The following is a 20,972-nucleotide window of genomic DNA, read 5'->3' on the forward strand; positions in this document are numbered from 1 at the left end:
GCTCCGGAAGGGGTGGCGGCCTCGTCAGGAGAGGTGGCGCCCGAGTGGGTCGATGCGCAGCCGGCCCGTACGCGGGTCGAGGGCGACGTCGACGCGGATGTCGTAGACCAGGCCGATGTTCTCGGCGGTGAGCACGTCGGCGGGGGCGCCCGCCGCGTGGATGCGGCCGGCGTGCATGAGGACCAGCGTGTCCGCGACCCGCGACGCCTGGTCGAGGTCGTGCAGCACGATCCCGACGGCGAGGCCGTGCCGTTCCACGAGGTCCCGCACCAGGTCGAGCGTCTCGAACTGGTACCGCAGGTCCAGGTGGTTGGTCGGTTCGTCCAGCAGCACGACGCCGGTGTCCTGGGCGAGGCAGGCCGCCAGCCAGACGCGCTGCATCTCGCCGCCGGAGAGCTCCCCGACCTGCCGGTCCGCCATGTCCCGTACGCCGGTGACGCCCATGGCGCGGTCGACGGCGGCACCGTCCTCGGGGGTGGGTCCGGCGAAGCCGCGCCGGTAGGGGTGGCGCCCGAACGCCACGACCTCCGCGACCGTCAGCCCCTGGGGTGCGGGCCGCGACTGCGAGAACAGGGTGACCTCGCGGGCGAACCCGCGGGGGCTGAGCAGGGCCGCGTCCCGCTCGTCCGCTCCGTCGGGTGCGCCGAGGGTGACCTTGCCGCCGTCCACCTGGTGCAGCCGGGACAGCGCGCGCAGAAGCGTGGACTTCCCGCTGCCATTCGGGCCCACGAGGGCGGTCGCGCGGCCGGGTTCCAGGGCGACCGAGACGCCGTGGACGACCGGCTCGCCGCCGTAGCGCAGTACCAGGTCGCGCCCGTGGAGCGCGGCCGCCGGGCCGGCGGGGCCGTCCGGGAGTCTTCCGGCACGGCGGAAGGGGCTTGTGAACATGAGGAGGTCCGGGTGAGTCGGAGGGGCGCGGAGTGGGGCACCCCCCGCCCGGCCTTCACGGGCCGGGCCGCACGCTCTCCCGCACGCGGGCAGCACCGCATACGGGCGCACGCGGGCAGCGCCGCGCACGGCGAGCAACAACTAAGGGTTACCTAACTCGAAGAAGACTATATTCCGCTTGTCAGGCAGACAATCCGGCGTTCTCGCCACCCGATACGGAATTCCGGACATCCCCGGAAGCCCCGCCCGCCCCGAAGAACGCGCCGGGCGTGGTGCCCATGACGCGTCGGAAGGCGGCGATGAAGGAGCTGGACTGCGCGTAGCCGAGGTGCTCGGAGACGGACATCACATCGAAGCCGTCGGACAGGAGCATCAGCGCCCGGTGTACCCGCAGCATCTGCCGCCACTGCGCGAAGGAGAGCCCGGTCGACTGCCGGAACGCCCGGGTGACCGTGCGGTCGCTGGTCCCCAGCTCCCGCGCCCATTCCTCCAGCGAGCGGCCGTCGGCGGGGTCGTCCAGCAGTGCCTCGGCGATCGCGTCGATCCGTGGGTCCCCGGGCAGCCGCAGCGCCAGCTGGTGCTCCGAGGGCTCGATCACGTCGAACACGACGGCCTCCGCCCGCAGCCGGGCCGCCTCGTCGAGATCGGTGCGCGACAGATGGCTCAGGAGCGATACGAGGAGGGGGGTCATCGCGATGGCCTCCGGCTGCCCGAACGCGAACGGTGTGCGGTCGGGCGCGAAGAAGGCGCTGTGGAAGCGCGCGCCCTCCGTGGCCCGGCCCGCGTGGACCACTCCGGCGGGCATCCAGAGCCCGTGACCCTCAAACACGGTGAAGACGCGGTCGCCCACCCGGGAGGTCAGCGTCCCGCCGCGCACCCAGACCAGCTCGTGCAGCCGGTGCGCGTGCTGCGCCCACTCCGTGGGGGCGGGGACGACGCGGAACTCGGCGACGACGGCACCGGAGTCCGTCGCCCGCTCGGGGAGCGCCCCGGCCCGGCGGATCACCGTGCCCGCCTCGCGCCGCCACAGCCCCGGGCTCGGCTCACCACGGGACGACCGGACCATGCGGACGAGTCTAAGCGCGGGCCCCGATCCGGTTCCCGTTGCGCCGTGTGGCATCGAACTCATCGCCAAGGTCGGCCAAAGCGCGTGTCCCGCACCTGATTCCGGGCTCCCGGCGACCTACGTTGTCCCGGTGGAGCAGCACAGGACACGTCCCCCGCAGCGCAGGCAGACCCGGCAGACCCCGTTGTCCCCGATCGGGGCGGACCGGGGAGCCAGGAAGGCCGACGGCTCGGGGGCGCTCGGTTACCGGGTGATGAGCGCGCCCGCCGGGCGGGCGGCGTCGCCCGCCGTGCTCGCCCTGCGCCGGCTGCCCAACCCCCGGCTCACCGGTATCGGCGCCGGGCTGTTCGCGGCGGCCGCGATGTTCCTGATCGGGTGCGTGGACTGGCTGCTGTTCGACGAGTCCCCGGTCTTCTTCGGGCTGCTGTTCCTACCGGTCAGCGCGCTGACCGCGCTCTGGGTGCGGCCGGCGGACCTGGTGACGGCGCCGATCAGCGTGCCGATCGCCTTCGCCGTCGGCGTCGCGCCCATCGCGGGCGGCACCGGCGGTCTCGGCGGCCAGACCATGGCCGTCGTCACCGCACTCGCCGTGCACGCCGGCTGGCTGTACGGCGGCACCCTCGTCGCCGGCCTCATCGCCTCCGTACGCAAGGTGCGGCTGATGCGGGCCCGGCAGCGGCGCATGATGCTGGCCGCGCAGACCGCGCGGCCGGCCGCCGCCGGGCCGTCACCGGCGCCCCGCCCGGCCGGGCGGGGCGCCCGCAAGCCGTCGCAGCGCTGAGCCGTCAGTCCGAGGCCGCCGCCTTCGCGGCCATCGCCGCGCCCACGATCCCCGCGTTGTTCTGCAGCTCCGCCGGGACCATCTCCGCGCGTACGTGCTCGATCAGCGGCAGGAACTTGTCGGCCTTGCGGCTGATGCCGCCGCCGATGATGAACAGCTCCGGCGAGAACAGCATCTCCACGTGGGCCAGGTACTTCTGCACCCGGCGGGCCCAGTGGTGCCAGCCGAGGTCCTCGTCCTCCTTGGCCTTCGTGGACGCGTGCTTCTCCGCGTCGTGGCCGTTCAGCTCCAGGTGGCCGAGCTCCGTGTTCGGTACGAGCCTGCCGTCGACGAAGAGCGCGCTGCCGATCCCCGTACCGAAGGTCAGCATGATCACCGTGCCCTTGCGGCCCCGGCCCGCGCCGAACGTCATCTCGGCGATGCCCGCCGCGTCCGCGTCGTTGAGCACGGTGACCGGGAGGCCCAGTCTGTCGCCGAGCAGGGTGCGGGCGTCCTGGTCGATCCAGCCCTTGTCGACGTTGGCCGCGGTGCGGGTGACGCCGTCCGTGACGACGCCGGGGAAGGTGATCCCGACCGGGCCCTTCCAGTCGAAGTGGCCGACGACCTCGGCCACGCACCCGGCCACGTCCTTGGGGGTGGCCGGGTGCGGTGTCAGTACTTTGTGGCGCTCCTGCGCCAGGTCTCCGCGGTCCAGGTCCACGGGAGCACCCTTGATCCCGGATCCGCCGATGTCCACGCCGAAGATCTCCATGTGATCCACCGTACGGGCAGCGGCGCGCGATCACTCCCGGAACGGCACCCGAAGGCGCCGGTTACTCGCCCTTCAGGGCCGCCGCCTCCGCGCGCAGGTCGCGGCGCAGCTCCTTGGGGAGCGAGAAGACGATGGACTCCTCGGCCGCCTTCACGATCTCGACGTCCTCGAAACCCCGCTCGGCCAGCCACGCCAGCACGCCGTCGACCAGCACCTCGGGCACGGACGCGCCGGAGGTGACGCCGACCGTCGAGACGCCGTCGAGCCATGCCTCGTCGATCTCGTCGGCGCCGTCGACCAGGTGGGAGGCGCCGGCGCCCGCGCCGAGGGCGACCTCGACCAGGCGGACCGAGTTGGAGGAGTTCTTCGAGCCGACGACGATCACCAGGTCCGCGTCGGCGCCCATCTGCTTCACGGCGATCTGGCGGTTCTGCGTGGCGTAGCAGATGTCGTCGCTCGGCGGCGAGATCAGCAGCGGGAACTTCTCCTTGAGGGCGCCGACCGTCTCCATGGTCTCGTCGACCGAGAGGGTGGTCTGGGAGAGCCAGACGACCTTGGAGGGGTCGCGCACCTCGACGTTCTCGACGTCCTCGGGGCCGTCGACCAGGGTGATGTGGTCGGGGGCCTCGCCGGAGGTGCCGATGACCTCCTCGTGGCCCTCGTGGCCGATGAGGAGGATGTCGAAGTCGTCCTGCGCGAAGCGGACGGCCTCCTTGTGGACCTTTGTGACGAGCGGGCAGGTCGCGTCGATCGTGGCGAGCTTCCGCTCGGCCGCCTCCTGGTGCACGGTCGGGGCGACGCCGTGCGCGGAGAACATGACGATCGAGCCCTCGGGGACCTCCGCCGTCTCCTCGACGAAGATCGCGCCCTTCTTCTCCAGGGTCTGTACGACGTACTTGTTGTGGACGATCTCGTGGCGCACGTAGACCGGGGAGCCGTACTGCTCCAGGGCCTTCTCCACGGCGATCACGGCACGGTCCACGCCCGCGCAGTAGCCACGGGGAGCGGCGAGGAGGACGCGTCGGGGGGTCGTAGCAGTCATGCGTCCCATCGTAAGGCCGTACCGAACGGGCGCGAGGAGCGGCGGGTCGGGAGACTGGTGGCGACGCCGACTACGGAGGGCTCATGGCCGACAGCGCTACGGATTCCGGCTCCACGGAGAGGGCCCGGCTGCGGCGGACGCTCGGGTTCCGGGACCTGGTGGTCTACGGGCTGCTGTTCATCGCCCCGATGGCGCCCGTCGGCGTGTTCGGGACGCTCGACGCGAAGTCGGACGGGGCGGTCGCTCTGGTGTACGTCGCCGCGACCGTCGTGATGGCGTTCACCGCGTTCAGCTACGCGCAGATGGTGCGGGTCGCCCCGATGGCCGGGTCGGTGTTCGCGTACGCCCGCAAGGGGCTCGGCGAGGGGCCGGGCTTCATCGCCGGGTGGATGGCGATGCTGGACTACCTGCTGATCCCCGCCGTGGCGTACCTCTTCTCCGGGATCGCGATGAACTCGCTGGTGCCGGAGGTCTCGCGGTGGGTGTGGACGGCGCTCGCCGTCGTCGTGACGACGCTGCTCAACCTGTGGGGCGTGCGCGCCGCCGCCCGGGTCGGCTTCGCGGTGCTCGCGATGGAGATCGTGGTGCTGCTGGTGTTCGTGGTGTCGGCCGTGGTGGTGCTCGTACGGGACGGGGCGCAGCGGGGCTGGCTGACGCCACTCACCGGGGACTCGGGGTTCTCGACGACGGCGGTGCTGGGCGCGGTGTCCGTGGCGGTGCTCTCGTATCTCGGCTTCGACGCCATCGCCTCGTTCGCGGAGGAGGTGACGGGCGGCTCGGCGCAGGTGGCGCGGGCGGTGCTGTTGTGCCTGGTGCTCGCGGGGACGCTGTTCGTGGCGCAGGCGTACCTCGCCGCCCTGCTGGAGCCGATGACCTCGGCGGAGCTGACCGCTGATCCGGGGGCGCAGGGCTCGGCGTTCTACGACACGGTGGACGCCGCGGTGGGGACCTGGCTGCATGATCTGGTGGCCGTCAGCAAGGCGATCGGGGCGGCGTTCGCGGCGCTGGCGGGGCAGGCGGCGGCGGGGCGGCTGCTGTTCGCGATGGCCCGTGAGCGGCGGCTGCCGGGGCTGCTGTCCCGGGTGGACGCGCGCTCCGGCGTGCCGCGGACGGCGATCCTGATCGCCGCCGTGGTGACGCTGGTGGCGGCGGTGTGGGCGGCGCGGCGCGACGACGGGCTCGACCATCTGGTCTCGGTGGTGGACATCGGGGCGCTGACGGCGTTCGTGCTGCTGCACGCGTCGGTGGTCGGCTGGTTCGTGGTGCGGCGGATGGAGGGCGAGCCGATCTGGTGGCGCCATCTGGTGGTGCCGGTGGTCGGTGCCGGGGTGCTGGTGGCGGTGATCGTGGAGGCGTCGGGGAGCGCGCAGGTGGTGGGCGCCTGCTGGCTTGTGGTGGGGCTCGTGGTGGTGCTGGTGCAGCGGGGACGGCAGGGCGTGGCCCGCTGAACGGGGAAGGGCCCGTTGTCCGTCCCGGCCGTTACGCTCGCTCGCATGGCTCTGAACACTTCTCCGGAAGCCCCGCTGCCCGTCGGTGACGTGTCGCGGCTCATCGGCGGCTGGATCGACCGGCTCGGTGCGGTCTGGGTCGAGGGCCAGATCACGCAGCTGTCGCGGCGGCCGGGTGCCGGTGTGGTGTTCCTGACGCTGCGCGATCCCTCGCACGACATCTCGGTGAGCGTGACGTGCTTCCGGCAGGTCTTCGACCGGATCGCCGATGTCGTCTCGGAGGGCGCGCGGGTCGTCGTACTGGCCAAGCCGGAGTGGTACGCGCCCCGGGGGCAGCTCTCGCTGCGGGCGACGGAGATACGGCCTGTCGGCATCGGCGAGCTGCTGGTGCGCCTTGAGCAGCTGAAGAAGTCCCTGGCGTCCGAGGGGCTGTTCGCACTGGACCGGAAGAAGCCGCTGCCCTTCCTGCCGCAGCTGATCGGCCTGGTCTGCGGCCGGGCGTCGGCGGCGGAGCGCGATGTCCTGGAGAACGCCCGCCGCCGCTGGCCGGCCGTCCGCTTCGAGGTCCGCAACACCGCCGTGCAGGGGGTGCACGCGGTGAACCAGGTGGTGCGGGCGGTCAAGGAGCTGGACGGCATCCCGGACGTGGACGTGATCGTCGTGGCGCGCGGCGGCGGCAGCGTCGAGGACCTGCTGCCGTTCTCGGACGAGGAGCTGATCCGTACGGTCGCGGCCTGCCGTACGCCGGTGGTCTCGGCGATCGGGCACGAGCCGGACTCCCCGCTCCTCGACCTGGTCGCGGACGTACGGGCGTCCACGCCGACGGACGCGGCGAAGAAGGTCGTGCCCGACGTGGGCGAGGAGCTGGACCGCGTCCGGCAGCTGCGGGACCGGGCGCTGCGGACGGTGCGGGGGCTGCTCGACCGGGAGGAGCGGGGCCTGGCCCACGCGCTGGGGCGGCCCTGCATGGAGCACCCGCAGCGGATGGTGGACGAGCGCGAGGCGGACGTCGACGCGCTGGCCGGGCGCGCCCGCCGGGTGCTCGGCCATCTGCTGGACCGGGCGGACTCGGAGCTGGCCCACACCAGGGCCCGGGTCCTGGCGCTGTCCCCGGCCGCGACCCTGGAGCGCGGGTACGCGGTGCTCCAGCGCGCCGACGGGCACGTGGTCCGGGACCCCGAGGACGCGGGCGCGGCCGGTGAAACGCTGCGGGCCCGGGTGTCGGGGGGCGAGTTCGCGGTGCGGGTCGCGGAGTAGGGGCGGAGCCCCGGGGCGTACGGGCCCGCCACATACCGATACGGATACCTCTACCTAGGGTGGAACACATGACGGACGACGGGACGGCGGCCTCCGCCGCGAAGGGCACGCTCGGCTACGAGCAGGCGCGCGACGAGCTGATCGAGGTCGTGCGCCGGCTGGAGGCGGGCGGGACCTCGCTGGAGGACTCCCTCGCGCTCTGGGAGCGCGGCGAGGAGCTGGCGAAGGTGTGCCGGCACTGGCTGGAGGGCGCCCGGGCCCGCCTGGACGCCGCGCTGGCGGGGCCGGCGGAGGACGAGGCGTAACGACTTATTCCGGTTCTCCGGCGTGAGTCTCCCCACTCCCCATTTAGTTGAACGTTAACGCACTTTCGCCGTACCGTGATCGTCGTGGCCCGATCCCGCGTGTTCGCGGCCCGCTCCCCCCGTGTACGTCCGGAAGGTAATACGCACGATGTCCCTCGTTCTTGACCCCGCCGCCCAGGACCTGCTGTTCCGCGAGGCCCGCACCGCCAACACGTTCACCGACGAGCCGGTGACCGACGAGCAGGTCCAGGCCATCTACGACCTGGTCAAGTTCGGCCCGACCGCCTTCAACCAGTCGCCGCTGCGCGTGGTCCTGGTGCGTTCGGACGACGCTCGCGCGCGCCTCGTCAAGCACATGGCCGAGGGCAACCAGCCGAAGACCTCGACCGCCCCGCTGGTCGCGATCCTGGCCGCCGACAACGAGTTCCACGAGGAGCTCCCGGCGCTGCTGCCGCACTTCCCGCAGGCCAAGGACATGTTCTTCTCGGAGCGCCCGGTCCGTGAGTCGGCCGCCTCGCTGAACGCCGCCCTCCAGGCCGCGTACTTCATCATCGGCGTCCGCGCCGCCGGCCTGGCCGCCGGCCCGATGACCGGCTACGACGCCGCGGGCATCGAGAAGGAGTTCCTGGACGGCGACCACAACGTCCTGATGGTCGTCAACATCGGCAAGCCGGGCGAGGACGCCTGGTTCCCGCGCTCGCCGCGCCTCGCGTTCGACGAGGTCGTCAAGACCGTCTGAGCCACCGCCTTCTGAACGGTGAACACGGGGAAGGCCCCGGAGCACTCGCTCCGGGGCCTTCCCCGTGTCCGTACGCGGTATCGGTACGCGGCGTCAGGACGTCCTGAGCGCCGCCGCCATCTCGGCCAGCCGCTCCGCCGGGGCCGAGCCGGTCACGACCGTCGTCGCGCCCTTCTCCTCGCGCACCAGCGCGTCGTACTTCGAACCCTCCCAGCGCTGCCAGGTCTGCCCCGCGACCTCCTGCGTGCGCCCGGTGTTCTCGGCCTTCTGGCTCACCTGGCCGATGTAGAGCTTCGCCGGGGCCGTGGACTGCTCCACCGCGACGTACCCGCCGCCCGGGGCGAGGAAGCCCAGGTGCCAGCTGTCGCCCTTGTCGCGGCTGTACGTGACCGAGGTGGGCTTCCAGCCCGCGGGCAGACCCTCGGGGGCCGCCACCGGGTACGGCGCGGCGCGCCGCGCCGTCAGGAGTTCGACCCGGTAGTCGACCGCCTTGATCGGGTCGGCCTTGTCGTCGTGCGGGATGAAGATGTAGACGACACCCGCCACGGCGGCGATCGCCAACAACGACAGGATCATGTCCCGGACGGTCTGCTTGCCTCGCTTGCTTGCCACGCGTCCATCGTCGCATCAGCCCCCGAGCGGCCGGACCGGGGGCCACCCCGCTCAAACGTGACCCGGTCTGCTCATTTTATCGACCTGGCGATAGAGTCAGATCACCCTCATCCGGTCGTCGCCGTACAGAAAGGTGCGCTCCGATGTCCGAGCATCATCTGCCGTCCCAGCTGGAGGTCTCCCCGGAGGCCCCCGACCGCAACCTCGCCCTGGAGCTGGTCAGGGTCACCGAGGCCGCCGCCATGGCCGCCGGGCGCTGGGTCGGCCGCGGGGACAAGATCGGGGCCGACGGTGCCGCGGTGAACGCCATGCGGACCCTCGTCTCCACCGTCTCCATGAACGGCGTCGTCGTCATCGGTGAGGGCGAGAAGGACGAAGCGCCCATGCTGTTCAACGGCGAGCACGTGGGCGACGGGACCGGGCCCGAGGTCGACATCGCCGTCGACCCGATCGACGGCACGACCCTGAACGCCAAGGGCATGCCCAACGCGATCGCCGTCCTGGCCGCCGCCGACCGGGGCGCCATGTTCGACCCGTCCGCGGTCTTCTACATGGACAAGCTGGTCACCGGCCCGGAGGCGGCCGACTTCGTGGACATCAACGCCCCCGTCTCGGCGAACATCCGCCGGGTCGCCCGGGCGAAGAACTCCACGCCCGAGGACGTCACCGTCGTCGTCCTGGACCGCCCCCGCCACGAGGGCATCGTCAAGGAGATCCGGGAGACCGGCGCCCGCATCAAGTTCATCTCCGACGGCGACGTGGCCGGGTCGATCATGGCCGCCCGCGAGGGCACCGGCGTGGACCTGCTCATGGGCATCGGCGGCACGCCCGAGGGCATCATCTCGGCCTGCGCCATAAAGTGCCTCGGCGGCGTCATCCAGGGCAAGCTCTGGCCGAAGGACGAGGCCGAGCGGCGGCGCGCCCTGGACGCCGGGCACGACCTGGACCGGGTGCTGTCCACGGACGACCTGGTCAGCGGGGACAACGTGTTCTTCGTCGCGACCGGGATCACCGACGGCGAGCTGATGCGCGGGGTGCGCTACCGCTCGGAGACGGCGACCACCGAGTCCATCGTCATGCGGTCCAAGTCCGGCACGATCCGGACGATCAACTCCACCCACCGGCTGTCGAAGCTGCGCGCCTACAGCGCCATCGACTTCGACCGGGCGAAGTAGCACCCGGGCCCCACCCGCGGCCCGCGTCCGCGCGTCCGCCCGAAGAGGCGCCCCCCATGTGCGGTGGGGGCGCCTCTTCGTACGTACGGATACGGGACCTGGACCGGGTCAGCCCGCGGCCTTCAGCTCGACGTCGCGCCGGCGGCGCCGGGCGAGCGCGACACGGCGCTCGGCCGCGGTGAGGCCGCCCCACACCCCGTACGGCTCCGGCTGCATCAGGGCGTGCTCGCGGCACTCCACCATCACGGGACAGCGCGCGCAGACCCGCTTCGCGGACTCCTCGCGCGAGAGGCGGGCGGCAGTCGGCTCCTTCGACGGGGCGAAGAACAGCCCGGCTTCGTCCCGGCGGCACACCGCCTCCGAGTGCCAGGGGCCGGCCTGGTCCTCCCGAGCGGGGGCCCGCTGCGGGGGGACGGCGGCGACCTGCAGGGGCTGATGCGGCAGTTGCAGCACGGTCCACTCCTGACGACGGCTTCGCGAGCGAGAAGAGACGATGCAGCAGTCCCTACCCGCTGTGCGCGCGCCTATGCACTGAGTGGCACTCAGGTCCGTTTCACGCAATTGCGGTCGAGCGCCTTTCGGCCGGAAAGAATCCCCGCCGCCGCACCCGGCCGGACGCCCTCAGCGGTCGAGGTGCTTGTCGAGGTGCTTGCGCAGCCGGTCCTGGAGATCGGTGATGAACTTGCCGCGTTTCGGCTTCGCCTCGACGCTGCCGAACACCGAATAGCCATTGACGACGACCACGGGCGCCTCGGGATCGGCGGATTCCAGCGTGCGCACTTCGAAACTGCCGAAAACACCCGTGCCGCTGCCGCGCAGCGAGATGTTCTCGGGCACCCGGATCTCCACGCTGCCGAACACGGAGGTCGCGTTGATCACGGTGAGACGCTGTCCGAAAAGCGCCTCCGTCAGATCGATTTCCACACTGCCGAACAGCGAGAAGGCGTTCGTACGGGCGCCCACCCGCCAACGGCCCCTGCGCGTCGAGCTGCTGAAGATCGCCACGAGGTTCTCGGCGGGACCGGCGGCCTGTTCGGGGCCGTAGGCGTACGGCGCCCCGGTGGCCGCCCTGGGCTCGCCGCCCGGCGCCGGCAGGTCCCGTACGAGCGGTTCGAGTTCGCCGACGGTCTTGGCGCGGTACACGGAGTCGATCCGCTCCGCGTGCTCGTCGGCGGTCAGCCGGCCCTCGGCCAGCGCTTCCCGCAGGATGTCCGCGATCCGGTCTCGGTCCGCGTCGGAGGCGCGGATGACGTCGGTGTCCGCCGGTGCGGTCGGCTGCTGGGGCTGCTTCTCGAGGTCCACCGCCCCAGCGTACCGAAACGCGATAGATCGCGACAGAGGCGGTGAGCCCTACCTCACAAGCCCGGCGCACGTGCCGCGTCCTACCCTGGTGGGTGCGCTGTCCAAGGGTGGCCAGCCGCTGTCTGCCGAGTGAGGAATGGCCGTAATGCCAGAGTTTGCGTACTCCGATCTGCTCCCCCTGGGAGAGGACACCACGCCTTACCGCCTGGTCACCGCCGAGGGTGTGTCCACCTTCGAGGCCGACGGACGTACGTTCCTCAAGGTCGAGCCGGAGGCGCTGCGCACCCTGGCCGCCGAGGCCATGCACGACATCTCGCACTACCTGCGGCCGGCGCACCTGGCGCAGCTGCGGCGGATCGTGGACGACCCGGAGGCCTCGTCCAACGACAAGTTCGTCGCGCTCGACCTGCTGAAGAACGCGAACATCGCCGCCGCGGGTGTCCTGCCCATGTGCCAGGACACCGGCACCGCGATCGTGATGGGCAAGCGCGGGCAGAACGTGCTGACCGGGGGCGGTGACGAGGAGGCCCTGTCGCACGGCATCTTCGACGCGTACACCAAGCTCAACCTGCGTTACTCGCAGATGGCCCCGCTGAACATGTGGGAGGAGAAGAACACCGGCTCCAACCTCCCGGCGCAGATCGAGCTGTACGCCACCGACGGCGGCGCGTACAAGTTCCTCTTCATGGCCAAGGGCGGCGGCTCGGCCAACAAGTCGTTCCTCTTCCAGGAGACCAAGGCGGTCCTCAACGAGGCCTCCATGATGAAGTTCCTCGAGGAGAAGATCCGTTCGCTGGGCACCGCGGCCTGCCCGCCGTACCACCTGGCGATCGTCGTCGGCGGTACGTCCGCCGAGTTCGCGCTGAAGACCGCGAAGTACGCCTCCGCGCACTACCTGGACGAGCTGCCCGCCGAGGGCTCCCCCACGGGTCACGGCTTCCGGGACAAGGAGCTGGAGGAGAAGGTCTTCGAGCTGACGCAGAAGATCGGCATCGGGGCGCAGTTCGGCGGCAAGTACTTCTGCCACGACGTGCGCGTGGTGCGCCTGCCCCGGCACGGCGCCTCGCTGCCCGTCGCCATCGCCGTGTCCTGCTCGGCGGACCGCCAGGCCACCGCGAAGATCACCGCCGAGGGCGTCTTCCTGGAGCAGCTGGAGAAGGACCCGGCCCGCTTCCTGCCGGACACCACCGACGAGCACCTCGACACCGAGGGCGACGTCGTCCGCATCGACCTGAACCGCCCGATGGACGAGATCCTCGCGGAGCTGACCAAGTACCCGGTCAAGACCCGGCTCTCGCTGACCGGTCCGCTGGTCGTGGCGCGCGACATCGCGCACGCCAAGATCAAGGAACGTCTGGACGCGGGCGAGGAGATGCCGCAGTACCTGAAGGACCACCCGGTGTACTACGCGGGCCCGGCGAAGACCCCCGAGGGGTACGCGTCCGGCTCCTTCGGCCCGACGACGGCCGGCCGGATGGACAGCTACGTCGCGCAGTTCCAGGCGGCGGGCGGCTCCAAGGTGATGCTGGCCAAGGGCAACCGCTCCAAGCAGGTCACCGACGCGTGCGGCGAGCACGGCGGCTTCTACCTCGGCTCGATCGGCGGCCCGGCGGCCCGGCTCGCGCAGGACTGCATCAAGAAGGTCGAGGTCGTCGAGTACGAGGAGCTCGGCATGGAGGCGGTCTGGCGGATCGAGGTGGAGGACTTCCCCGCGTTCGTCGTGGTCGACGACAAGGGCAACGACTTCTTCACCGAGCCCGCCCCGGCGCCCACGTTCACCAGCATCCCGGTGCGCGGTCCCGGCCTGGGCTGAGTCCGGGCCGCGCGTCCTACGGCGGTTTCCAGCCAATCTCTCGCGTGCGCCGCGGCGGTCGTCCCGCCGCGCCGACCGGGTCCGGGGCCACCCGGAGGGGACCGGGCCGGGCCGCGGGCCCCCGTCCGGGCTCCGGCGCGGCCCGCGGCGCACCGCCGCTTTCGCGCACCGGGCCGTCCGCCGGACTTGCGGGGTGCCGATCGGATGCGGTGGGTTGTCCGGCGTTGCCGGAAAACTCCGCACCGCCGGGCGAACCAGTGCGGCCGCCCCACCCTCACCGTCCCCGTTCCGGAAAGGCGGACACCGCATGACGCCGGTCCCCCACCGCAGCCATGCCGACGACCTGCTCTCGTTCATCGCGGCGAGCCCTTCCCCGTACCACGCCGTGGCGAGCGCGGCCCAGCGGCTGGAGAAGGCGGGCTTCCGCGAACTGCGCGGAACCGACGACTGGACGGGCACCACGGGCGGCGGCTTCGTCGTCCGAGGGGGCGCGCTGATCGCCTGGTACGTTCCCGAGTCGCTGCCCGCCCACACGCCGTTCCGGATCATCGGCACGCACACCGACTCGCCGAACCTGCGGGTCAAGCCCACCCCGGACACCGCTTCGGCGGGGTGGCGGCAGGTCGCGGTGGAGATCTACGGCGGAGTGCCGCTGAACACCTGGCTCGACCGCGACCTGGGCATCTCCGGCCGGCTCGCGTTGCGCGGCCCCGGCGGCGGGACGGAGTCCCGGCTCGTGCAGATCGACGAGCCCCTGCTGCGGGTGCCGCAGCTGGCGATCCATCTGGACCGCTCCGTCAACGAAGGGCTGGCCCTGGACCGGCAGCGCCACATCGCCCCCGTGTGGTCGCTCGGCGCGACCGACGAGGGCGCGCTGCTGCGCCGGGTCGCGGCGGCGGCCGAGGCGGAGCCGGGCGAGGTGCTGGGCTGGGACCTGATGCTGCACGACGTGCAGCCCCCCGGATATCTGGGCGCGGAGCGGGAGTTCCTGGTGTCCTCGCGGCTGGACAACCTGGTGTCGGTGCACGCCGGGGTGACCGCGCTGGTGGCCGCGGCGACGGCCGCCGAGCCGCCGGCGTACGTCCCGGTGCTGGCCGCCTTCGACCACGAGGAGGTCGGCAGCGGCTCGGACACGGGGGCGCAGAGCCCGATGCTGGAGCGGGTACTGAGCCGTTCGGTGACGGCCCGGGGCGGCAGCGCGGAGGACTGGTCGCGGGCGCTGGCAGGCGCGTACTGCGTGTCCGCCGACATGGCGCACGCCGTGCACCCCAACTACGCGGAGCGCCACGACCCGGGCCACCAGCCGCTGCCCAACTGCGGCCCGACGGTCAAGGTCAACGTCAACCAGCGGTACGCGACCGACTCGACCGGGATCGCGGTGTTCGCCTCGGCCTGCGAGCGGGCGGGCGCTCCCTGGCAGCCGTTCGTCTCCAACAACGCGATGCCGTGCGGCACGTCGATCGGCCCGCTCACGGCGGCCCGCCTGGGCGTGCCGACCGTCGACGTGGGCGTTCCCGGGCTCTCGATGCACTCGGCCCGCGAGCTGTGCGGGGCGCAGGACCCGGGTCATCTGGCGGCGATCCTCACGGCGTTCGTGACGTCCGGTTGAGCGGCACGGGTACGGGGCGAGGCGACTGCGGCCCTTCCCCGTACCCGTGTCCGCGGCGGGTTACGCGAAGCGCTGCTTGGCGGTGCCGTCGCAGGGCTGGAGCCTCAGCGGGTCGTGGGCGCCCGCGAGGGTCGCGCACAGACCCGTCGACGCGGCGGGGCGCAGGGTGCCGGACTGGCGGACGAACCGCTGGTTGGCGGCGCCGGAGCAGTTGTAGAGGATCAGCGAGGCGCCGGCCTTGTAGTCGGCGCCGGGGACGTCCAGGCAGCGGTCGTGGCTCAGTTCGGTGCGCAGGGTCTGCGTGCCGGAGTCGTACCACCAGCCCTGGTTGCGCCCGCCGTGGCACTCCCAGCCGGTGACCCCGGTGTTGTTGCGGGTGACGGAGGCGGGGACGTCCAGGCAGGTGGCCGTCGCCTCGCCGCGCAGCGGCTTGAAGGCGTCGTCCCAGGCGAGGGGCTGGAGGACGGGCTGCCCGGCGCTCGCCGGGTCGGCGCAGCTCGCCTCGCGCAGGCCGGAGTTGTAGATCTGGGTCAGGCAGGAGGCGAAGGCGCCGTGGCCGGCCGCGTTCGGGTGGAAGGACTGGCGCACCGAGTTGGAGTCCGGCGGGAAGTGCGACAGGTCGATGTAGAGGCCGCGCGCCCAGGCGGACTCGCTGCACACCTCGTGGCCGTGGAAGAGCCGGGAGTTGTCCAGGTAGACGGCCCCGGTGTCGGCCGCCGCCCTGCGCATGCCGCGTTCGAAGGCGGGAACGGCGGCGTTGCGGCCCCAGGCGGCGTCGGAGTCGTACCCGGCGCAGCCGCCGGGAAGCTTGCCGGGGAACTTCGGGTTGTCGTAGAAGTCCGGGCCGATGGGGCTCGGGTAGCCCATGACGACGAGCTTGTAGTCGCCGTCCGCGTAGCCGGCGCCGGTCATCACGGTCCGCAGATCGCGCACGGTCTTCTCGACCTTGGGGACGAGCCCGTCCACGCGGGCCTGCCAGCCGCCCTCGTACTTCGACTGGCACGCCCCCTGGATGAGGACCCAGCGCTCGACGCAGTCCGTCATGACGGGCCCGAACTGGAGGTCGTCGTTGGCGCCCGCGACCAGCACGATCATCTTGATGCGGGTGTTGCGCGCCTTGATCGCCAGGTTGTCGCTCTGCACCAGTTCGTCGGCGTACTGCTTGGAGCCGCCGATGACGATGTTTCCGGTGTACGCGCCGGAGCACGAGACGTTGTACGTGACGTCGGCCGCGATCCCCGTGCGGTGGATGGCGGAGTCGGGCGAGCGGTGGCACCAGTTGTCGGGGCCGTTGGTGCCGGCCTCGTACGTGCCGACGCCCTCGCCGGAGATCTCGCTGTCGCCGAGCGAGATGAGGCCCGTCTTGCGCTGGGCCGGCGGGCGCTCGGCCGGGTCGCCGTACAGCCGGGTGGCCTCGGCGGCGCGGATGGCCTCCAGTTCGGGTGACAGGGGGGTTGATGCGGTACTGCTGGTACCGGACGCGGCGGCGGCCGTACCCGTCGCCGCGGTCATCCCGCCGAACGCCGCCGCGATGGCCGCGGCGGCCGCGACGGTACAGCGGATTCTGTGCCTGGTGCGCCTCATTGCGCCTCCCCGGGTTGTGGTTACCCCCGGTATTTACTGGTCGGTAGGCATCTTGGGAATACATGGAACAAGACAAGTGCTCATCTTTTTGGGTGACTTCAGAGAGGTTGAACGATGACGGATCAGGGAACGGGCGAGGGCTACCGCGTCGAGCACGACTCGATGGGCGAGGTCAGGGTCCCCGCGGACGCGAAGTGGCGGGCCCAGACGCAGCGGGCCGTGGAGAACTTCCCGATCTCCGGCCAGCGCCTGGAGCGGGCCCACATCGAGGCCCTGGCCCGCATCAAGGCCGCCGCCGCCAAGGTCAACGCCGAGCTGAAGGTGCTCGACCCGGACATCGCGCGGGCGGTCCGGGAGGCGGCCGACGAGGTCGCCGAGGGGCGCTGGGACGCGCACTTCCCGGTCGACGTCTTCCAGACGGGCTCGGGTACCTCCTCGAACATGAACACCAACGAGGTCGTCGCCACCCTCGCCACCGAGCGCCTCGGCCGCGAGGTCCACCCCAACGACCACGTCAACGCCTCGCAGTCCTCCAACGACGTCTTCCCCTCCTCCATCCACATCGCCGCGACCGCCGCGGTCACGGCCGACCTGATCCCCGCCCTGGACCACCTCGCCGCCGCCCTGGAGCGCAAGGCGGCCGAGTTCGCGACGGTCGTGAAGTCCGGGCGCACCCACCTCATGGACGCCACGCCCGTCACCCTCGGCCAGGAGTTCGGGGGGTACGCCGCCCAGATCCGCCACGGCGTCGAGCGGCTGCGCGCCTCGCTCCCCCGCCTCGCCGAACTCCCCCTCGGCGGCACGGCCGTGGGCACCGGCATCAACACCCCGCCCGGCTTCTCCGCCGCCGTCATCGCGGAGGTGGCCCGCGTCACCGGGCTGCCGCTCACCGAGGCCCGGGACCACTTCGAGGCGCAGGGCGCGCGGGACGGCCTGGTGGAGACCTCGGGCCAGCTGCGCACCATCGGGGTCTCGCTCACCAAGATCTGCAACGACCTGCGCTGGATGGCGTCCGGCCCGCGCACCGGCCTCGCAGAGATCTCCCTGCCCGACCTCCAGCCCGGCTCCTCGATCATGCCGGGCAAGGTCAACCCGGTCATCCCCGAGGCGGTGCTCATGGTCGCCGCGCAGGTGACGGGGAACGACGCCACGGTCGCCGCGGCGGGCGCCGCCGGGAACTTCGAGCTGAACGTGATGCTCCCGGTCATCGCGAAGAACCTGCTGGAGTCCGTACGGCTGCTGGCCAACGCCTCCCGGCTGCTCGCGGACCGCACGGTCGACGGGATCACCGCCCACGCCGAGCGGGCCAGGGAGTACGCCGAGTCCTCGCCGTCCGTCGTCACCCCGCTGAACAAGTACATCGGCTACGAGGAGGCGGCCAAGGTCGCCAAGAAGTCGCTCGCGGAACGCCGGACGATCCGTGAAGTGGTCCTCGAATCGGGCTACGTGGAGCGCGGAGACCTGACCGAGGAGCAGCTCGACGAGGCCCTGGACGTGCTTCGCATGACCCACCCGTGACGGGCGCCACCGCGCGGGGGCGGCGCGCTCCGTAGGATCTCTCCATGACAGGTACCGGAGGGACCGAGCGCTGGGCGCCGGGTGACCAGATCCTGTGGCGCTACCGCGGCAACGGCCCCCGACGGCCGGATTCCGCCGCTCACGCGTTCCACATCTGCCGTCCGGTCACGGTCGTGCAGGACACCGACGAGCTGCTCGCGGTGTGGGTGGCGCCCGGCACCGAGTGCGTCAAGCCGGTGCTGGCCGACGGCACCGACGTACACGCCGAGCCGCTCGCCACCCGGTACACCGCCCCGCGCACGACGGCCCGTTCGCCCTGGCTGGGCAACGGGGTGCTGAAGCTGGCCAGACCCGGCGAACCCTGGTCGGTGTGGCTGTTCTGGGAGCGCGGCTGGCAGTTCCGCAGCTGGTACGTGAACCTGGAGGAACCGCGCACCCGGTGGGCCGGCGGCATCGACTCCGAGGACCACTTTCTCGACATCTCCGTCTACCCGGACCGCAGCTGGCTCTGGCGCGACGAGGACGAGTTCGAGCAGGCCCAGCGGGTGGGCCTGATCACACCGGACGCGGCGCGCCGGGTGCGGGCGGCGGGCCGCGCGGCGGTCGGGCTGATCCGTGACTGGGGGACGCCGTTCCGGGACGGCTGGGAGGACTGGCGGCCCGACCCGGCGTGGCGGGTGCCCGAACTGCCGGACGACTGGGACCGCCGGCCGGACGGTTCGGATCGTACGGCTTCCGCCATGCCGTCGTGAGACCCTTGATGCACCCCAGGGGGGCAACCGTAGGATCGTCCCGACGAGAGCGGCTCGGCCCCAACCGGCAGGCGGGGTGCAGGGCCTGACCGTAAGTCACCGGCTCGTCGCACAAACCGCAGCCTCATCGACCGCACAGGCGTCACGAGTCGCCCGCATCGCATGAGCCACTACGAGGGGGTGGAGACGTGTCCGCTGTCCGCTGCCGTCCCCTCGGAAACGTTGTCACCGACACCCTGACCCAACATCGCGTTTCGGCCCCGTGTGGCGGGGAAGGCGATGTCAGCCGTTGTTATTGCCGCTCCTGCCGGGGCACAGTAGCGCCCCTCATGGTGATTGCCTCATACAACCGGCCCGGACGGACGGAATCCCACGCGTGACGGAGCATCCCACCTCCCACGAAGGCCGGCAGCCTCTCGCCGCCCGGCCGCAGGAACGCACCCGGCCGCGGCAGCGGGACGCCGCCGTGGCGGCCGCCGCTGCCGCCACGACGATCCCGGCCCCCGCCAAGGGCTCCGCCCCGGCGGCCCCCGACCCACAGGCGGCGACGCGGCGCGAGGGCGACCGGCTGCGCTTCGTGGGCGCCGCGACCCGGCGGATCGCCCGGGGCATAGACCTGGACGAGATCGTGCTGGGGCTGTGCCGCGCCAGCGTGCCGACGTTCTCCGACGCCATACTCGTCTACCTCCGCGACCCGCTGCCCGTCGGCGACGAGCGGCCGGTCAACCCCTTCGTGCTGCGGCTGCGCCGCTCGGACCGGCTGCGGCTGACCGACGAGGAGACCGAGAGCCTGTCGGAGACGGAGCGGCTGAGGCTGCCCGCCGTCGACCCGCAGGCCGATCTGATGCCCGCGGCCGAGCTGTGCGAGGTGCAGGCCGGGAGCGCGCTGGCCGAGGTGCTGCGCGGGGTGCGGCCGGTCTTCGGCGACTCCGCGGCGGCCCGCGTCGCGCTGCCCGAACTGCTCGGCGCGGACCGCACGGTGCCGTCCGGGCACCGGGTGATCCTGGCCCCGCTGCGCGGCCGGCGGCGGGTCATCGGGGCGGCGGTCTTCCTGCGCGGCGCCGAGCGCCCCGCGTTCGAGGCCAACGACCTCCTGGTGGCCGCCCAGCTGGCGACGCACACCGCCCTCGGCATCGACAAGGCCGTGCTCTACGGGCGCGAGGCGTACATCGCGGACGAGCTCCAGCGCACCATGCTGCCCGACTCGCTTCCCCAGCCGACCGGCGTGAAACTCGCCTCGCGCTACCTCCCGGCCGCCGAGACGGCACGGGTCGGCGGCGACTGGTACGACGCGATCCCGCTGCCCGGCAGCCGGGTCGCCCTGGTCGTCGGTGACGTCATGGGCCACTCCATGACCTCCGCCGCGATCATGGGCCAGCTCCGCACCACCGCGCAGACCCTGGCCGGGCTCGACCTTCCGCCGCAGGAGGTCCTGCACCACCTCGACGAGCAGGCCCAGCGGCTCGGCAGCGACCGCATGGCCACCTGCCTCTACGCGGTGTACGACCCGGTCGCGCACCGCATCACCGTCGCCAACGCCGGCCACCCGCCGCCCGTCCTGCTCCACCTGGGCGGCCGCGCCGAGGTGCTGCGGGTGCCCCCGGGCGCGCCGATCGGCGTCGGAGGCGTGGACTTCGAGGCCGTCGAGCTGGACGCGCCCGCCGGAGCGACGCTGCTGCTGTACACCGACGGCCTGGTCGAGTCCCGGCTGCGGGACGTCTGGACGGGCATCGAGCAGCTGCGGGAGCGGCTGGCCACGACCGCCCGGCTGACCGGCCCGGACCACTCGCCGCCGCTGGAGGCCCTCTGCGACGACGTGCTGGACATGCTCGGCCCGGGTGACCGCGACGACGACATCGCGCTGCTGGCCGCCCGCTTCGACGGGATCGCGCCGAGCGACGTCGCGTACTGGTTCCTGGAGCCGGACGAGTCCGCCCCCGGCCGGGCCCGCCGGCTGGCCCGCAGGGCGCTCGGCCGCTGGGGCCTGGACGACCTGTCGGACTCGGTGGAGCTCCTGATCAGCGAGGTGGTCACCAACGCCGTGCGGTACGCGGAACGCCCGGTGACCCTGCGCCTGCTGCGCACCGACACCCTGCGCTGCGAGGTCGGCGACGACTCCCCGCAGCTGCCCCGGCAGCGCCGCGCCAAGGACATGGACGAGAACGGCCGCGGCCTGTTCCTGGTCAACCGGCTGGCCCGGCGGTGGGGGGCGACCCGGCTGTCGACCGGCAAGGTGGTGTGGTTCGAGATGCCGGTGCGCGGGTAGCGCCGCGCGCGGGACACACGCGAACGGGCGGTGTACGAGGAGGCTCCTCGTACACCGCCCGTCG

Annotated in this window: 19 protein-coding genes; 11 read left to right on the top strand and 8 right to left on the bottom strand. The window is 72.2% G+C overall.

What is annotated here, in order from left to right:
• Positions 1-24: 24 nt before the first annotated feature.
• Both BLW14_RS10870 and BLW14_RS10875 read right to left on the bottom strand, forming a co-directional pair.
• The gene (locus tag BLW14_RS10870) at positions 25-888 is read right to left on the bottom strand and encodes an ABC transporter ATP-binding protein (protein WP_093706645.1); all 864 of its coding nucleotides are present in this window, start codon (positions 886-888) and stop codon (positions 25-27) included.
• A 181-nt stretch (positions 889-1,069) separates the two neighbouring features.
• The gene (locus BLW14_RS10875; protein ID WP_093706647.1) at positions 1,070-1,954 is read right to left on the bottom strand and encodes a helix-turn-helix domain-containing protein; all 885 of its coding nucleotides are present in this window, start codon (positions 1,952-1,954) and stop codon (positions 1,070-1,072) included.
• Positions 1,955-2,207: 253 nt separating this feature from the next.
• Here BLW14_RS10875 and BLW14_RS10880 point away from each other — a divergent pair, with 253 nt between their 5' ends.
• On the top strand, positions 2,208-2,735 hold the full coding sequence (locus BLW14_RS10880) for a DUF6542 domain-containing protein (protein WP_093706649.1): 528 nt from the start codon (positions 2,208-2,210) through the stop codon (positions 2,733-2,735).
• A gap of 4 nt (positions 2,736-2,739) precedes the next feature.
• Here the strand turns inward: BLW14_RS10880 and ppgK are convergent, their stop codons facing one another.
• Together ppgK and BLW14_RS10890 are read right to left on the bottom strand one after the other, a co-directional pair.
• Positions 2,740-3,486, bottom strand: coding sequence for a polyphosphate--glucose phosphotransferase (ppgK, locus tag BLW14_RS10885; protein ID WP_093706651.1), 747 nt, complete (start codon positions 3,484-3,486; stop codon positions 2,740-2,742).
• 61 nt (positions 3,487-3,547) lie between these two features.
• Positions 3,548-4,537 carry a 4-hydroxy-3-methylbut-2-enyl diphosphate reductase gene (locus BLW14_RS10890; protein WP_371128064.1) on the bottom strand — a complete coding sequence of 330 codons (990 nt, stop codon included), beginning with the start codon at positions 4,535-4,537 and terminating at the stop codon, positions 3,548-3,550.
• 74 nt (positions 4,538-4,611) lie between these two features.
• On the opposite strand from BLW14_RS10890, the gene BLW14_RS10895 reads away from it, so the two are divergent.
• The 4 genes from BLW14_RS10895 (at position 4,612) to BLW14_RS10910 (ending at position 8,277) form a co-directional block, all read left to right on the top strand.
• Positions 4,612-5,976 (top strand): APC family permease, encoded by a 1,365-nt coding sequence (locus tag BLW14_RS10895; RefSeq protein ID WP_093706653.1) that lies wholly within the window; start codon positions 4,612-4,614, stop codon positions 5,974-5,976.
• Between the two features lie 45 nt (positions 5,977-6,021).
• The gene (xseA, locus tag BLW14_RS10900; protein WP_093706655.1) at positions 6,022-7,233 is read left to right on the top strand and encodes an exodeoxyribonuclease VII large subunit; all 1,212 of its coding nucleotides are present in this window, start codon (positions 6,022-6,024) and stop codon (positions 7,231-7,233) included.
• Between the two features lie 68 nt (positions 7,234-7,301).
• Positions 7,302-7,538, top strand: coding sequence for an exodeoxyribonuclease VII small subunit (locus tag BLW14_RS10905; RefSeq protein ID WP_093706657.1), 237 nt, complete (start codon positions 7,302-7,304; stop codon positions 7,536-7,538).
• Between the two features lie 148 nt (positions 7,539-7,686).
• Positions 7,687-8,277 (top strand): malonic semialdehyde reductase, encoded by a 591-nt coding sequence (locus tag BLW14_RS10910; protein WP_018519016.1) that lies wholly within the window; start codon positions 7,687-7,689, stop codon positions 8,275-8,277.
• 93 nt (positions 8,278-8,370) lie between these two features.
• Here BLW14_RS10910 and BLW14_RS10915 read toward each other — a convergent pair whose 3' ends face one another.
• Positions 8,371-8,889, bottom strand: a complete 519-nt coding sequence (locus BLW14_RS10915) for a DUF4245 domain-containing protein (RefSeq protein ID WP_093706659.1) — start codon at positions 8,887-8,889, stop codon at positions 8,371-8,373.
• Between the two features lie 143 nt (positions 8,890-9,032).
• Between BLW14_RS10915 and glpX the strand changes: the two genes are divergently transcribed.
• Positions 9,033-10,064 (top strand): class II fructose-bisphosphatase, encoded by a 1,032-nt coding sequence (gene glpX / locus BLW14_RS10920; protein WP_093706661.1) that lies wholly within the window; start codon positions 9,033-9,035, stop codon positions 10,062-10,064.
• 108 nt (positions 10,065-10,172) lie between these two features.
• On the opposite strand, the gene BLW14_RS10925 is transcribed toward glpX, so the two are convergent.
• Positions 10,173-10,517 carry a WhiB family transcriptional regulator gene (locus tag BLW14_RS10925; RefSeq protein ID WP_093706663.1) on the bottom strand — a complete coding sequence of 115 codons (345 nt, stop codon included), beginning with the start codon at positions 10,515-10,517 and terminating at the stop codon, positions 10,173-10,175.
• A gap of 168 nt (positions 10,518-10,685) precedes the next feature.
• Positions 10,686-11,366, bottom strand: a complete 681-nt coding sequence (locus BLW14_RS10930; RefSeq protein ID WP_093706665.1) for a DUF1707 SHOCT-like domain-containing protein — start codon at positions 11,364-11,366, stop codon at positions 10,686-10,688.
• A gap of 145 nt (positions 11,367-11,511) precedes the next feature.
• Here BLW14_RS10930 and BLW14_RS10935 point away from each other — a divergent pair, with 145 nt between their 5' ends.
• Positions 11,512-13,179 carry a fumarate hydratase gene (locus BLW14_RS10935; RefSeq protein ID WP_093706667.1) on the top strand — a complete coding sequence of 556 codons (1,668 nt, stop codon included), beginning with the start codon at positions 11,512-11,514 and terminating at the stop codon, positions 13,177-13,179.
• Between the two features lie 307 nt (positions 13,180-13,486).
• Positions 13,487-14,788 (top strand): M18 family aminopeptidase, encoded by a 1,302-nt coding sequence (locus BLW14_RS10940; protein WP_093706669.1) that lies wholly within the window; start codon positions 13,487-13,489, stop codon positions 14,786-14,788.
• A 60-nt stretch (positions 14,789-14,848) separates the two neighbouring features.
• On the opposite strand, the gene BLW14_RS10945 is transcribed toward BLW14_RS10940, so the two are convergent.
• Complete coding sequence (locus BLW14_RS10945; RefSeq protein ID WP_093706671.1) at positions 14,849-16,372, bottom strand: ricin-type beta-trefoil lectin domain protein; 1,524 nt, start codon at positions 16,370-16,372, stop codon at positions 14,849-14,851.
• A 114-nt stretch (positions 16,373-16,486) separates the two neighbouring features.
• On the opposite strand from BLW14_RS10945, the gene BLW14_RS10950 reads away from it, so the two are divergent.
• The 3 genes from BLW14_RS10950 to BLW14_RS10960 all read left to right on the top strand — a co-directional run bounded on the left by BLW14_RS10950 (position 16,487) and on the right by BLW14_RS10960 (position 20,908).
• Positions 16,487-17,890, top strand: a complete 1,404-nt coding sequence (locus tag BLW14_RS10950) for a class II fumarate hydratase (RefSeq protein ID WP_093706673.1) — start codon at positions 16,487-16,489, stop codon at positions 17,888-17,890.
• Between the two features lie 44 nt (positions 17,891-17,934).
• Positions 17,935-18,642 (top strand): cytidylyl-2-hydroxypropylphosphonate hydrolase, encoded by a 708-nt coding sequence (locus BLW14_RS10955; protein WP_093706675.1) that lies wholly within the window; start codon positions 17,935-17,937, stop codon positions 18,640-18,642.
• Between the two features lie 376 nt (positions 18,643-19,018).
• On the top strand, positions 19,019-20,908 hold the full coding sequence (locus BLW14_RS10960) for an ATP-binding SpoIIE family protein phosphatase (RefSeq protein ID WP_093706677.1): 1,890 nt from the start codon (positions 19,019-19,021) through the stop codon (positions 20,906-20,908).
• The last annotated feature ends 64 nt before the right edge of the window (positions 20,909-20,972 follow it).

The organism is Streptomyces sp. 2131.1 (assembly GCF_900105515.1).
Taxonomy (GTDB): domain Bacteria; phylum Actinomycetota; class Actinomycetes; order Streptomycetales; family Streptomycetaceae; genus Streptomyces; species Streptomyces drozdowiczii.